Genomic DNA, 13,543 nt, shown 5'->3' with positions numbered 1-13,543 from the left:
GAAGTTTAAAAAATATTGAAAATAAAAGATTTCAAGTTAAAGGTAAGGAATGAGAAAAAATATTGCGGTTATTTTAGCAGGTGGTAGTGGGAGTAGGTTTGGCCTTGATTATCCTAAGCAGTTTGTAAAATTAGCAGGTAAAACAATTATAGAACATACAATAGAAATTTTTGAAAAGCATAAGCAAATTGATGAGATTTGTATTGTATGTAAAAAAGAATATATTAACAAAATTGAAGAATTAAGTATCAAAAATCAATTTAAAAAAATTAAAAAAATCATAGCAGGTGGAAAAGAGAGAAAAGATTCATCATATAATGCAATTGTATCTTATAGTGATTTAGATGTTAATTTGATTTTTCATGACGCTGTAAGACCATTTTGTTCTAGTGAAATTATAACAAATGTTATAAAGGCTTTGAAAAATTATAATGCAATAGATGTAGCGATTAGCGCATCAGATACTATTATACAAACACAAAATGAGTTTATAAAATCAATCCCAAATCGAAGCGATTTAATGCAAGGACAAACACCGCAAGCTTTTAGATTGCAAACTATAAAACAAGCTCATGAATTAGCAAATATTGATAAAGATTTTATTTTTACTGATGATTGCGGAATAATAAAGAAGTTTTTGCCTGATGAAAAAATATTAGTAGTAAAAGGCGATGTTAAAAATATCAAAATCACTTATCAACAAGACTTACTCTTTGCTGATAAGATATTTCAATTAAATACCCAAAATATTAGTAGTGAAAATAGTTGTCTTGAAAAGTTAGAAGATAAAGTTATTATGATTTTTGGTGGCTCATCAGGTATTGGCAAAGAAATATCAACGCTTGCTAAATCTTATAAAGCTAATGTAAAAGTATTTTCAAGAAGTACAACAAATACAAATATCGCAAACATTAATGATGTTAAAAAAGCATTTTTAGATACTTATAATGAATTTGGAAAAATTGATTATGTTGTTAATTCAGCAGCTATTTTGATTAAATCTGCCTTAAATCATACCGATTTTGAAGATGTTAAAACGATAATTGATACTAATTATTTAGGTGCTATTAATATTTGTAAGATTGCTTATGAATATTTATATAAAACTAAAGGCTCTATTCTTAATTTTACATCAAGCTCTTATACAAGAGGTAGGTCAAATTATGCCTTATATTCAAGCTCAAAAGCTGCTATTGTAAATCTTACTCAAGCTTTAAGTGAAGAATATATTTTAGATAATATTAAAATAAATTGCATAAACCCACAAAGAACACTAACTCCTATGAGAATAAGAGCTTTTGGCAAGGAAGACCCTGCTACTTTATTAGATGCAAAACATGTAGCAAAAATTTCTTTAGATACTTTAATAAGCGAGCAAACTGGTTTAATTGTTGATATTGGGGTAAAAAATGCTTAAAAGATTATTTAAAAAATTAAAAAAAATTGAACAAAAAGAAATAGTAAATAATTATAAAGAACCTAGTATCTTTAAAGATTTTGAATTTGCTGTTTTTTCTGGAGAAGTAGGAGAGAATGCCTTTTCTCATATTAATATTTGGTATAAAGAATTTGAAAAATCAAATATGAATTTTTTAATCCTTTTAAGCAATGAAGAAGCCTTATTGATGCTTAAAGCATCGTATCCTTTGGCTAATTTTATTTTACTTGATAATAAAAGTAAAATAGATGATTTTTTCACTCGTTATACTACACTTAAGGCAATTTTTTATATTTCTAATACTGGTAATATTGCTAATTTTTTATACCAAACTCATTTAAAGCATATTTTTATAGGGCATGGAGATAGCGATAAAAGTTCAAGCGCTCATAAATTTTTTAGAGTTTATGATGAGATTTGGGTAGCTGGTGATGCTCATATTGATAGGATTAAAAATGCTAGATTTAATCTAAACGGCTTAGAGTTTAAAAAAGTAGGACAACCTGCAATGTTAGAAATACTAGAGAAAAAAGCTATTATAAAAGATAAGAAACTTTTATATCTTCCTACTTGGGAAGGGTATTTGCTAGAGCAAGATTATTCTTCTTTAGCACATATTCAAGATATTATTTCTTGTATAGATTTTAAAATATCAATAAAATTACACCCTTTAACGGGTAATAAAAATAAAAATTATCAAAACATAGAAGAAAAGATACAAAATGCTAATGTAATAGATAGAAAAATCAAATTAAGTGATGTTATAAATGATTACAATTATTTTATTTGCGATATTTCATCAGTTATTACAAGTGTTTTAGCGCTTGATTGTCCTATATTTTTATACATACCACAAGATAAAGTTATCAAAATAGCAAAATCAAATATGCATTATTGTGAGTATTGCTATGTATTTTCTAATTTAGAAGATTTTGAAATCGTATTTAGAAGAGTTGTAAATGGCGATGATTATTTAAAGACTAATAGGCAAAAAGCAATTGAGTATATTCTAAATATCAAAGATACTTTAAACAATACTTTTATAAAAGAACTTCATAATTTAAGGGGTATAAAATGATACTTTTAGCAACTTGTGAAAATGAAAAATTAGGCTTTAATCATATAAATTATTTTTTAAATGATTTTAAATCAACAAAAATAGATTTTGCTATTTTAGTAAGAAATGAAAAATTACTCAAAAAGCTCAATTCTTTAAATTTAGAAACTAAAATTTTTTATACCAAAAGTGCTGAAAATATAGAAGAATTGTTTAATGGTTTAAAAAATTTAAAGGCTATTTTTTATATGAGTAATAGCTCTAAAAACATTCATTTATTAAGATATAACGAATATAGACATATTTTCATAGGTTCAAAATATTCTAAAAGAGATTCAAAAGTTACTAATATGTTAAAAGCTTATGATGAATTATGGCTTCAATCTCGTGCAGAGTATAATAAACTAGCAGTTAATTTACCTTTAGATAAAATGCAAATTTCTTTAGTTGGTAAAATAGGTGCAAAAGAGTATTTAAGTAAAAAAACTAAAGATAAAAGCTTGTATATTTTCTCTAGCTTTGATGATGTGCAAATGAAAGTATTAAGATATGCACTAAAATCAAATGATACGATAGTTATTAAAGATAATGAAAATAATTATTTTACTTTTGCTGAATTACAAGATTATTTAAAATCAAACAACTTAGAATGTAAATTAGATACAAGTATTCAAGCGCAATATATAAAAGAAGCTAACAAAATTATTTGCGATGAAGCTAGTTTTAATGAAGATTTTTTGATAAATAACGCTCAAGTCATTGTTTATTACAAGAATAATGATAATAAATTAAATGATTTGTTAAAACACTTGCAATTTTATAAAACTTATGATGAATTTTTAAGCATTGATAATAATGATAAGGTTGCTTTAGGTAATTTCGTAGAGTATTACTTAGGAAAAAGCTTTTTGCTAAATGATATTTTTTGTAATAAATTAAAAAAGATTTAGGAATTATTATGAATGTAGTATTGCTTTCAGGTTCAAACGGAGTTAGGAAAAATAGTTTAAATGATGGAATTATTGATGCATTAGCTAAGTACGATAAGGCTAATAAAACAAAATCAAATTTTTATAATTATTCTTTAGGTGCAAGCACTTCAAATCAAAGATTATATGAACTATATAAAAATTATGAGATTATAAAAAATTGTGATTTAATTATTCTTGATTGTTTTTTAAATGATGCTGAGCATGGAGCAGATATGCCACTTGATTACTGCCATCGTGATATTGCTATGTTTTATGAAAATATTAGTAAATTAAAAATAAAAATTATTAATTTATTTATCGTTTTAGCAAGAGATTTTGAGCATGTTAAGATTGCTTATAATATGCATAAATATTATTCAAATCTTTACAATATAAGCACTTATGATATGCACGAAGACTTTATAAAATATGATTTAATGAGATTTTGTAAAGCAACAGATCCACTTCATCCAATGCGTGCAATTTTGTATGAAATAGGCAAAAATATAATTAAAAATTATGATAATTTTAAAGTTCCAATCGAGCAAAATACAAAAATTACAAATTTTAAGTGTGTTTTAGCAAAGGACTTAGCTAATAAAAATCAAATAATAAGACATAAAAATTCATTTTTTGAAGAAGAATGTATAAGAATAGATAAATCTAATTTTATTAGTTTAAGTGCTTTTAAGGGTTGGTATTTGCTAGGAATTCAAATATGGAATTATGATTTTAAAAAAGAAAGTGAAATCTCGTATGTAAAAGTAAAGAATAAAACTCAAGAAATCATCCGTGGTCAATGGTCGCAAAATGCTTATAAGACTTTTTACAGTACTTTTTTAATTGATGAAAATAGTGGGATTTTTATAGAAGATGAAAAATTAGAAAATCAAACAGATTCACAAATAAGAAAAGCAAAAAAAGAAGGCTGCAAGCGTGTATTTTATAGCGATATCATAGGTATATTTTTATGCGATAATTTTGTTTTAGAAGATTTAAAAAAACTAAAAAAGCAGTTTAGTAAAGAGCAAAAAGAATTAATGTTTAAGGTAGATTTATTGCCAAATATTAATTTTATTCAAAATCTTTTAAGTGAATATTCATCGTTTTATGAAAATAAATTATTAGCTTTAAAAAATAATGATTTAATTGAAGAAATTTTAAATGATTTAAACACTATAAGACTTGATTTTCATATAGAAAATAATATAAATCCAATAGAAGTGCTTAGCAAGCAAGATTTATTAATTGAGTATCCAAAATGGTTTAGAAGAGATGGCTATTACGGAATAAAAATAACTAACAATAAAAAAGATAAAAACTATCATCTACAAATAAAAAGCGCAATAAATTCAAAGTATGAATTAAAATTTAGAGGTTTAGCTAGAGAAGATGAAACAGGTAAAAAGCAAAAATTTTTAATTAATTATAAAAATATAAATATAGATGATAATTATTATGGAGATTTTTGTGTTTGGCATGATGAATATAAAAGCTTTAAAGCATCTTGTAAAAAAGATGAGGTTATCAATATTAGATTTAGTTTTGAAACTTATAAATTTAGCTATGAAGAAATTAAAGATTTATTAAAAAATGTTTATTTATGTGAAGATAAAAACATAATTGATTTAATATATGCTTATGTAAATACAAAGTTTTAAAATGATAGTAATTTATTTAGATAATAAAATCAAAGGTGCCATAAATCAACTAATAAGCTATTTTTTAGAAGGCATTTTTGATAAAGATAAAACTTTGGTGGTGTTTAAATTTTATTTTAAAAGTTATTTTTATTATAAAAAGGAACTTAGAAAATATGGTATAAAATATATTTGCTTTTATAAAAACCCTAAGTTAGAAAATGTGAAAATAATTTTTTATCCATTTAATTCTCAATCAAATTGTAAAATGCTTGCAAATTATAAAGCTAAGCATATTTTTATTACACATGGAGAAAGCAATAAGCTCTCAAGTATTAAGCCTATTATTAGAATTTATGATTATATTTTTTGTGCTGGAGATGTAGGAATTTTAAGGCATTTAAAATATAAAAATTGTAATGAATTAGATATAAAAAACAAAAAAATCATAAAACTTGGAGATACCTTTGTAGGTTGTAATAATTACGAAAGAGATTTAAAAAGTTTTAGTATTTTATACGCTCCTACTTGGGAAGGTGGGCTTAAGTCTGAATGTTATACAAGTCTTAGCAAAGATTTAAAATCATTTAAAATTATCGCAGAGTTTGCTAAAAATCATGCTTGTAATGAAATATTATTACAAGCTCATCCAAATACTGGACATAGAGATTTTAGATATAAAATATATTTAATGCAAGGAGAAAAATTTTTAAAATCACTTGGATTTGTAGTAAAAAAAGTAGGTTGGTATTACAATACAAATATTAAAAATTATAAGATTTTTCATGCGTTTACAGATATTTCTGCAATGGAAATAGGCTTGCTTAATAAAAATATTCCTATGAATATATTTTTTACAAATGCAAAAAATTCTATGATTGATGATGAGCTTTTAAACGATTATTACGAAAAAATAAATGCTTATAATATTGATTTAAATTTTAACTACGATGAATATTTAAAGAAAGTAAAGAATAAATATATTGGTTATACTTTTGATAATCTTTGCAATTTAAGTAAAAATAAAAGACTTGAAGTCATTATTGATTTTATTTTAAAAAATCATTAAAAAATATTTAATTAAAAATTGAAATTCCTATTTCATAATTTTTTGGAATTTGAAATAGGAATTATAAAAATTAACAAGAATAAGTTGTCTTAAATTCATAAGCAGTAGGGCGTTGTTCTACTGGCCAAACTTGATTTTTAAACTTCATATGTTGATAATCTTGTATGCAAACATCAGTAAATGCAGGCTTTAAGTAAGCATTATCACGAATAAGACTTTCTAAAGCACCCCTTAAAGTGTGTGGTAATTGCTCTATGCCTTTTTCTCTAATCTCATCAAGGCTTAGTTTAAATAAGTTTTCATCCATAGGACCTGCTGCTGTAAGCTCATTTTTGATACCATCAAGACCAGCTAAAAGCATTGATGAAAATGCCAAATACACATTGCTAGAGCTATCAGGGAAACGCATTTCAACTCTTGCGCTTTTTTCATTAATTCCATAAGGAACTCTACAACTTGCAGAGCGGTTTTGGCAAGAGTAGGTTAGAATTGATGGAGCTTCAAAGCCTGGTATTAATCTCTTATAAGAATTCGTAGTAGGATTTGTAAATGCTGTTACACTTCTTGCATGTCTTAAAACACCGCCTATATAATGGATTGCAGTTTTGCTAAGTCCTGCATAGCCGCTTTTATCATAAAATAAGTTTTTGCCATTTTTAAACAAACTCATATGAACATGCATTCCGCTACCATTATCAAGATGAAGTGGTTTTGGCATAAATGTAGCTGTTTTGCCATTTAGATGAGCTACCATTTTTACAACATATTTATAAATTTGTACATTATCAGCAGCTTCTACTAAGGTATTAAACTTAACTCCGATTTCGCCTTGACCTTGTGCGTTTTCGTGATGATGAACGAAGCATTCAAGCCCAACTCTTTCTAATACTTGAACCATTTCAGCTCTTAAATCTTGCATACTATCTACTGGTGGCACTGGAGTATAACCACCTTTTCTTCTAGGGCGATGACCTGTATTATACGCATCATCGTAGTGTTTTGCGTCGTTCCATTCGCCTTCTTCTGTATCTATTAAATACATAGAATGATTCATAGTATCAACAATCTTTACATCATCAAAGATGAAAAACTCATTCTCAGCTCCAAAATAAGCCTTATCAGCGATACCGCTTTCATCTAGCATTTTTAGTGTTCTTTTTGCTATTGTTCTAGGGCATTTTTCATAAAAATCATTTTTATAAACATCAAAAATATCGCAAATTACAATAACAGTATTATCACTCGTAAATGGGTCAATAAAAGTTGTTGTAACATCAGGGATTAGTATCATATCGCTTTTTTCAATAGGCTGCCAACCTTTATATGAACTTGCATCAAAAGGTATTCCGTTTTTAAGAACATCTTCATCTACGCTTTTCATTGTATAGGTATGATGATTCCAAGTGCCATCAAGAGAAGTAAATCTAAAATCTACAAACTTAATTTCATTGCTTATACAAAAATCAAAGAATTCGGTAACATTATTTACAAATTTAGCCATTTTTTTAACCTTAAGTTAGATTTGTTAGGCTATGATTTTAACTAATATTTTTTAATTAAGTATTATTTTAAGGAAGAAAATAATGACGCAAGAAGAATTAGACGCTTTAATGGCGGGAGGTCTTGATGATTTTGATGATGAAATCATTGATGAACCAAAAGCTAATGAAATCCAAGAAGAAGTAAAGATAGAAGATGAAGATTTAGCTTTAGAAGAAGAATATAAATCATATAGACCAGATTCAAGAAAATCATGGCCGCCACCACCACCAACAGAAGATCACAAAGTTGTAAATCAATTAGATGATGTTACTCGTGATAGCGAAGTTAAGGCTACTGAGTTGCTTGAAAAAATTGAAACAATGATGGATTATTTTGCAACTGCTGAAAAAATTATAAAGACATTTAAAAAGTCAGTTCAAAATCAAGTTGATTTATTTACAACTTTAAATGAGAAGTTTCCTAATGTTAATAAATTTAGCGAAGCTTTAGAAGATTGTAAAAATCAATTATCAAGCATTGATGAAGCGTTAGATAACTTAGCTATGGGTCAAGATGAAGCTATGATGGCAATGGATGCTATGCAATATCAAGATATTCATAGACAAAAGATCGAGCGTGTTATAAATGTTATGAGAGCATTGTCTAAATATATGAATAGCTTATTTGAAGGTAGAATTGATGATGAAAAAAGAGTTAGCAGTGCTGTTCATATTGAAGGTGATAGCACGGCTGATTTAGTAACAAACGATGATATTGAAGCATTAATTGCATCGTTAGGTAAAAAATAATGATAAGACCACAAATAATTGCTCCAGCAGGTAATTTAAAAAAATTAAAAATTGCTGTAAATTATGGTGCTGATGCTGTTTATGCAGGGCTTTCATCATTTTCTTTGCGTTCTCGTGCTGCTAAAGAATTTGATGAAACTAGCTTTGCAGAAGGTATTAAGTATGCTCATGATAGGGGTGTGCAAGTTTATGCAACTGTGAATGGTTTTCATGTAAGCGCACAAATTGAAGGGCTAAAAAGACACTTAGCATTGCTTGCTGAATTAAAGCCAGATGCTTTAATAATTGCTAGTATAGGTGCGATGAAATTAGCAAGAGAAATTGCACCAAATATTCCTATACATGTAAGCACTCAAGCAAATATTTTAAACTATGAAGATGCTTTAGTTTATAAAGAATTAGGAGCAAAAAGAGTTGTAATTGCTAGAGAATTAGGCTTAAAAGATGCTTGTGATATAGCAAAAAATGCAGATATTGAAATAGAAGCTTTTGTTCATGGTTCTATGTGTTTTGCTTATAGTGGAAGATGTTTAATCTCAGCAGTTCAAAGTGGCAGACGCTCGAATCTAGGAGCTTGTGCGAATGATTGTAGATTTCCTTATGAATTGTATGCCAAAAACTCAGAAAATAATGCTTTATTTAGAGTTGTAGAAGATGATTTAGGAACTCATATTTTCAATTCAAAAGATTTAAAATTAGCTAATTATATAGATAAAATTATGGAAAAAAATGCCATAAATGCTTTTAAAATTGAAGGAAGAACTAAAAGTGAGTATTATGTAGCATGTGCTACTAGAACTTATAAGCAAGCAGTTCTTGATACTTTAAATAATCAATTTGATGCTAAAAAATATGATGATGAATTAAATACCTTAAAATCTCGTGGTTTTACAGATGGATATTTAATGGCAAGACCTTATGAAAAAGAAGATACCCAAAATCACGAAACTTCTATAATGCAAGGAACTATGCAAGTTCATGGATTTAGCGAAAATGGTAAGAGTATTGCTAGTAAAGGTGTTATTAAAACAGGTTTTGAGTATGAAATTTTTGCACCTTTAAATGCAAAAATTGAGCTTGTTAGCAATGAAATAGGCGAAATTTATAAGCGTGATGATAAATATTTTTGTAAGTTTAAAAAACTTATAAATGAAAATAAAAAAGAATTTATTGAACTACACAGCGGTAATGTAAATGAGATTTTAAGTCCATCTTTATTACCAGAGTTTAGTTTTTTAAGAGCATAAAGGATAAAAATGCAAACATATCTTGAACTTAGTGAATTTTGTAAATTAGTTCATTTAAATGAAGAAGTTGTAATGGCTATGGTTAAAAGTGGTTCTTTAAAACATAAATATGAAAACGATAGACTTTTAATTGAAGCAAATGCAGGAACTTTTGCTATCGTTCCTGTTAAGGATAAAAACATTGAAGTTCAAGATATTGCAAATACTCCAGCAGGTAATTTTATAGAAAAAACTATCGGAACTATTTTAAATCTTCATGAAAAAGTATTAGATGCAAAAGATGAAACGCTAGATGTTTTAAGAGGAGAAAATGCTTTTTTAAAAGAAGCACTTTATTCTATGCAAGAACTTTATGATGAAGATAGAAAAATAATTGATACTTTAAATGCTGAATTAAAAGACGCTAGAGAAGAGATAGAGTATTTAAAGCGTAAATATAAGCTAATGTGGAATAAAGCCGTAGAAAACTATCAAAAGGATAATAAAGAATAATTAAGCTAATTTTAGCTTAATGTTTTTATTATTTATACTATTTAATAGAATATCAAAAAGAATTTGAAATAGGAATTTGAAAAATAAATTCTATAAAAACTTATATAAATTTGTTAAAAAATACCTTTTTTTATTACAATCTACATTATTATCAAAGGAGAATTAATGAAAGTACTATTAATTAAAGATGTAAAAGGCTTAGGAAAAGCTGGAGAAGTAAAAGAAGTAAAAGATGGATATGGACAAAATTTCTTAATCGGTAAAGGTTTTGCAAAAGTTGCTAGCACAGAAGTTTTAAGAAAACATGCAAGTGATGTAAAGAAAAAAGAAGAGCAAGACAGATACGAACTTGAATTAATGAATAAATTAAAAGAGAGTTTAGCTGATAAAAAAGTAATCGTTAAAAAACAATTAGGAGCTAATGGAGCATTGTTTGGTGGAGTTACAAAAGATGAAATTTCACAAGCTATTAAAGAGCAATATAATCTAGAGCTTGATAAAAAAAGCATACAAGATTATTCAATAAAAGCAGAAGGCGAATATAAAGTTAGTGCGAAATTAGGTCATGGCATTGTTGCTGAATTTGTTGTAGTAGTTAAAGGTGCTTAATGTTTCACGCTACAACGATATTGGCTTATAAAGGCAAAGAGGCTTCAGTTATTGGTGGAGATGGACAAGTTACCTTTGGTAACACCGTTTTAAAAGGTAATGCTGTAAAACTTAGAAAGCTTTATGAAGGAAAAGTATTAGCAGGATTTGCAGGAAGCACTGCTGATGCTTTTACTTTATTTGATATGTTTGAAAAAATGCTTGAAAGCAAAAAAGGTGATTTAGAAAGAGCTGTTATTGAGTTTTCTAAAGAATGGAGAAAAGATAAATACTTAAGAAAACTTGAAGCTATGATGATAGTTTTAAATAGAAAACAAATATTTTTATTAAGTGGAACAGGTGATGTTGTTGTTCCGCAAGATGAATGTATTTGTGCTATCGGAAGTGGCGGAGCTTATGCGCTTAGTGCTGCAAGAGCATTACACAATCATGCAAATCTTGATGAATTAAGTCTAGTTAAAGAAAGTCTTAAAATAGCAGGAGAGATTTGTATTTATACAAATACTAATATAACTACTTATGAATTAAGGGATTAATAATGCAGATGTTACCTAAAGAAATAGTTGAATTTTTAGATGAATATGTAATAGGTCAAGAAAAAGCTAAAAAAATTATAGCAATAGCTCTAAGAAATAGATATAGAAGATTAAAGCTTGATGAAGCTATGCAAGATGATGTTGTTCCTAAAAATATTTTAATGATAGGAAGCACAGGTGTTGGTAAAACAGAAATTGCAAGAAGAATTGCTAAATTAATGGGCTTACCTTTTATTAAAGTAGAGGCTAGTAAATATACAGAAGTTGGCTTTGTTGGTCGTGATGTTGAAAGTATGGTAAGAGATCTTGCAAACGCAGCTTTAAGCTTGGTAAAAAACGAACATTTAGAAAAAAACAAAACAAAATTAAGCGAATTAGTAGAAAATAAAATTTTAGAAAAATTATTACCACCTTTACCAAAAGGTGTGAGCGAAGAAAAGCAAGCAGAATATGAAACAAGCTTAGAAAAAATGAAAGAGCGTTTAAGAAATAAAGAATTTGAAGATAGAGTTATAGAAATTTTTGTAACTCAACGCTCACTTGAAACAAATCCAAATTTACCACCAGAACTTGCAAGTATGCAAGAAATGGTAAAAGTTATCGGTATTGCTGATAAAAAAATCAAAAAAGAGCTAAAAATAAAAGATGCTAGAAAAGTTTTAGAAAGTGAATTAACCGATAGCGTATTAGATAATGAAAGTATTAAAGATGAAGCTTTAAGAAGAGTGCAAAATGAAGGCATTATTTTTATTGATGAGATTGATAAAGTTGCAGTAAGTAGTGGTAACTCAAATAGACAAGACCCAAGTAAAGAAGGCGTTCAAAGAGATTTATTACCTATTGTAGAAGGTAGTGTTGTAAATACAAAATTAGGTAATGTCAAAACCGATCATATATTATTTATTGCAGCAGGTGCATTTCATTTAAGTAAGCCAAGTGATTTAATCCCTGAATTGCAAGGAAGATTTCCGTTAAGAGTAGAGCTTGATAGTTTAGGAGCTGATGAATTATATGAGATTTTAACAAGACCAAAAAATTCACTCTTAAAACAATATAAAGCATTATTAGAAACCGAAGGTGTTAATTTAGTATTTGAAGATGATGCTATTAAAAAAATCGCTAAAATTGCAGCTCAAGCTAATGAAAGTATGGAAGATATAGGCGCAAGACGCTTACATACTGTTATTGAAAAATTAGTTGAAGATATTTCATACGAGTGTGATAAATATCAAGGTAAAGATTGTGTAATTGATACTAAATTAGTAGATGAAAAATTAGGCAGTATCATAGAAAATCAAGATATAGCAAGATACATCTTATGAAAAGTGGTTTTGTAAGTGTAATTGGCAGAACAAATGCCGGAAAAAGCACTATGGTTAATTCATTACTAGGCGAAAATCTTTGCCTAGTATCACATAAAGAAAACGCTACAAGAAGAAAAATGAATGTAGTCATAATGCATAAAGAAAATCAAATTGTATTGATAGATACTCCAGGCCTTCATGAAAGCAATAAAAGTTTTAATCAATTGCTAATTGAGGCAGCAAAAAAAAGTATAGATGAATGTGATTTGATTTTATTTGTTATGAGTGTTTTTGATAAAATTGATGAGTATAAAAAATTTTTAGAATTAAAGCCTAAAGTAGAGCATTTAGTGGTTTTGAATAAGGTTGATTTAATAGAACCAGAAAAACTATTAGCAAAATTAAGCGAGTTTAATGCTTTAGAAAAAGTTCCAAATATTATTCCTTATACTTCAAAAAATAAATTTTATAAAACTAAATTATTAGATGAAATTATCAAGTATTTGCCAGAACATCCGTATTTTTTTGATCCTGAATATACAACAGATAAAAATACTAAAGATGTTATTAAGGAATTAATCATAGAAAGTATTTATCAAAATTTAAGTGATGAATTACCATATTGTTGTGAAGTTTTGATTAGTAAAGTTGTAGAAAAGGATAGTTCTTTAACAATTTATGCAGATATTGTTACAGATTCAGAAAATCATAAAGCAATGTTAATAGGCCGCGATGCTAATACTATTAAGCGTATAGGAATAGTTGCGAGAAAGAGAATTTCTGAATTATTTTTATTAAAAACCAATTTAAAGCTTATTGTAAAAGTTCAAAAAAAATGGTATGATAATGAGAACTTTTTGAAAAAAGTAGGCTTAAAACAATAAATTTT

Annotated in this window: 13 protein-coding genes; 12 read left to right on the top strand and 1 reads right to left on the bottom strand. The window is 27.2% G+C overall.

Annotated elements, in window-relative coordinates; translation table 11 throughout:
* The first annotated feature begins 49 nt into the window (after positions 1 to 49).
* From ispD to AC1B00_RS06885, 5 genes are read left to right on the top strand one after another with little or no spacing between them, the layout of a single operon-like run.
* Complete coding sequence (gene ispD, locus AC1B00_RS06905) at positions 50 to 1,417, top strand: 2-C-methyl-D-erythritol 4-phosphate cytidylyltransferase (RefSeq protein ID WP_488848950.1); 1,368 nt, start codon at positions 50 to 52, stop codon at positions 1,415 to 1,417.
* Complete coding sequence (locus AC1B00_RS06900; RefSeq protein WP_488848948.1) at positions 1,410 to 2,516, top strand: CDP-glycerol glycerophosphotransferase family protein; 1,107 nt, start codon at positions 1,410 to 1,412, stop codon at positions 2,514 to 2,516. Before ispD ends, AC1B00_RS06900 begins: the two co-directional genes overlap by 8 nt.
* Positions 2,513 to 3,445, top strand: a complete 933-nt coding sequence (locus AC1B00_RS06895) for a hypothetical protein (protein WP_488848946.1) — start codon at positions 2,513 to 2,515, stop codon at positions 3,443 to 3,445. Before AC1B00_RS06900 ends, AC1B00_RS06895 begins: the two co-directional genes overlap by 4 nt.
* Before the next feature lie 8 nt (positions 3,446 to 3,453).
* Positions 3,454 to 5,127, top strand: a complete 1,674-nt coding sequence (locus AC1B00_RS06890; RefSeq protein WP_488848944.1) for a hypothetical protein — start codon at positions 3,454 to 3,456, stop codon at positions 5,125 to 5,127.
* 1 nt (position 5,128) lies between these two features.
* Positions 5,129 to 6,175 carry a hypothetical protein gene (locus AC1B00_RS06885; protein WP_488848942.1) on the top strand — a complete coding sequence of 349 codons (1,047 nt, stop codon included), beginning with the start codon at positions 5,129 to 5,131 and terminating at the stop codon, positions 6,173 to 6,175.
* A 70-nt stretch (positions 6,176 to 6,245) separates the two neighbouring features.
* On the opposite strand, the gene glnA is transcribed toward AC1B00_RS06885, so the two are convergent.
* Complete coding sequence (gene glnA, locus AC1B00_RS06880; RefSeq protein WP_239817029.1) at positions 6,246 to 7,676, bottom strand: type I glutamate--ammonia ligase; 1,431 nt, start codon at positions 7,674 to 7,676, stop codon at positions 6,246 to 6,248.
* 82 nt (positions 7,677 to 7,758) lie between these two features.
* Here glnA and AC1B00_RS06875 point away from each other — a divergent pair, with 82 nt between their 5' ends.
* From AC1B00_RS06875 to era, 7 genes are all read left to right on the top strand, one after another.
* Positions 7,759 to 8,466 carry a chemotaxis protein gene (locus AC1B00_RS06875; RefSeq protein ID WP_239817028.1) on the top strand — a complete coding sequence of 236 codons (708 nt, stop codon included), beginning with the start codon at positions 7,759 to 7,761 and terminating at the stop codon, positions 8,464 to 8,466.
* Positions 8,466 to 9,713, top strand: a complete 1,248-nt coding sequence (locus AC1B00_RS06870; RefSeq protein ID WP_488848941.1) for a peptidase U32 family protein — start codon at positions 8,466 to 8,468, stop codon at positions 9,711 to 9,713. Before AC1B00_RS06875 ends, AC1B00_RS06870 begins: the two co-directional genes overlap by 1 nt.
* A gap of 9 nt (positions 9,714 to 9,722) precedes the next feature.
* Entirely contained in the window at positions 9,723 to 10,205 is a 483-nt protein-coding gene (locus tag AC1B00_RS06865; RefSeq protein WP_239817026.1) for a DUF3972 domain-containing protein, read from the top strand.
* 165 nt (positions 10,206 to 10,370) lie between these two features.
* Positions 10,371 to 10,814, top strand: a complete 444-nt coding sequence (gene rplI / locus AC1B00_RS06860; protein WP_239817025.1) for a 50S ribosomal protein L9 — start codon at positions 10,371 to 10,373, stop codon at positions 10,812 to 10,814.
* Positions 10,814 to 11,350, top strand: a complete 537-nt coding sequence (gene hslV, locus AC1B00_RS06855; protein WP_239817024.1) for an ATP-dependent protease subunit HslV — start codon at positions 10,814 to 10,816, stop codon at positions 11,348 to 11,350. The genes rplI and hslV overlap by 1 nt, the downstream gene beginning before the upstream one ends.
* A 2-nt stretch (positions 11,351 to 11,352) precedes the next feature.
* Positions 11,353 to 12,672: an ATP-dependent protease ATPase subunit HslU gene (gene hslU, locus AC1B00_RS06850; RefSeq protein ID WP_488848940.1), complete on the top strand. Its 1,320-nt coding sequence runs from the start codon at positions 11,353 to 11,355 to the stop codon at positions 12,670 to 12,672.
* Positions 12,669 to 13,538 (top strand): GTPase Era, encoded by an 870-nt coding sequence (gene era, locus AC1B00_RS06845; protein WP_488848939.1) that lies wholly within the window; start codon positions 12,669 to 12,671, stop codon positions 13,536 to 13,538. Before hslU ends, era begins: the two co-directional genes overlap by 4 nt.
* Positions 13,539 to 13,543 lie beyond the last annotated feature (5 nt).

It is taken from the genome of Campylobacter sp. DY7, from assembly GCF_057802535.1.
This window is presented reverse-complemented; position numbering and strand designations above follow the sequence as displayed.

What these genes read in the sequence shown, in the direction of transcription:
- AC1B00_RS06890 (WP_488848944.1), top strand. Translation starts at nt 3,454, where the DNA reads ATGAATGTAGTATTGCTTTCAGGTTCAAACGGAGTTAGGAAAAATAGT.
- AC1B00_RS06870 (WP_488848941.1), top strand. Translation starts at nt 8,466, where the DNA reads ATGATAAGACCACAAATAATTGCTCCAGCAGGTAATTTAAAAAAATTA.
- AC1B00_RS06885 (WP_488848942.1), top strand. Translation starts at nt 5,129, where the DNA reads ATGATAGTAATTTATTTAGATAATAAAATCAAAGGTGCCATAAATCAA.
- hslU (WP_488848940.1), top strand. Translation starts at nt 11,353, where the DNA reads ATGCAGATGTTACCTAAAGAAATAGTTGAATTTTTAGATGAATATGTA.
- hslV (WP_239817024.1), top strand. Translation starts at nt 10,814, where the DNA reads ATGTTTCACGCTACAACGATATTGGCTTATAAAGGCAAAGAGGCTTCA.
- AC1B00_RS06895 (WP_488848946.1), top strand. Translation starts at nt 2,513, where the DNA reads ATGATACTTTTAGCAACTTGTGAAAATGAAAAATTAGGCTTTAATCAT.
- AC1B00_RS06875 (WP_239817028.1), top strand. Translation starts at nt 7,759, where the DNA reads ATGACGCAAGAAGAATTAGACGCTTTAATGGCGGGAGGTCTTGATGAT.
- AC1B00_RS06900 (WP_488848948.1), top strand. Translation starts at nt 1,410, where the DNA reads ATGCTTAAAAGATTATTTAAAAAATTAAAAAAAATTGAACAAAAAGAA.
- rplI (WP_239817025.1), top strand. Translation starts at nt 10,371, where the DNA reads ATGAAAGTACTATTAATTAAAGATGTAAAAGGCTTAGGAAAAGCTGGA.
- ispD (WP_488848950.1), top strand. Translation starts at nt 50, where the DNA reads ATGAGAAAAAATATTGCGGTTATTTTAGCAGGTGGTAGTGGGAGTAGG.
- era (WP_488848939.1), top strand. Translation starts at nt 12,669, where the DNA reads ATGAAAAGTGGTTTTGTAAGTGTAATTGGCAGAACAAATGCCGGAAAA.
- glnA (WP_239817029.1), bottom strand. Translation starts at nt 7,676, where the DNA reads ATGGCTAAATTTGTAAATAATGTTACCGAATTCTTTGATTTTTGTATA.
- AC1B00_RS06865 (WP_239817026.1), top strand. Translation starts at nt 9,723, where the DNA reads ATGCAAACATATCTTGAACTTAGTGAATTTTGTAAATTAGTTCATTTA.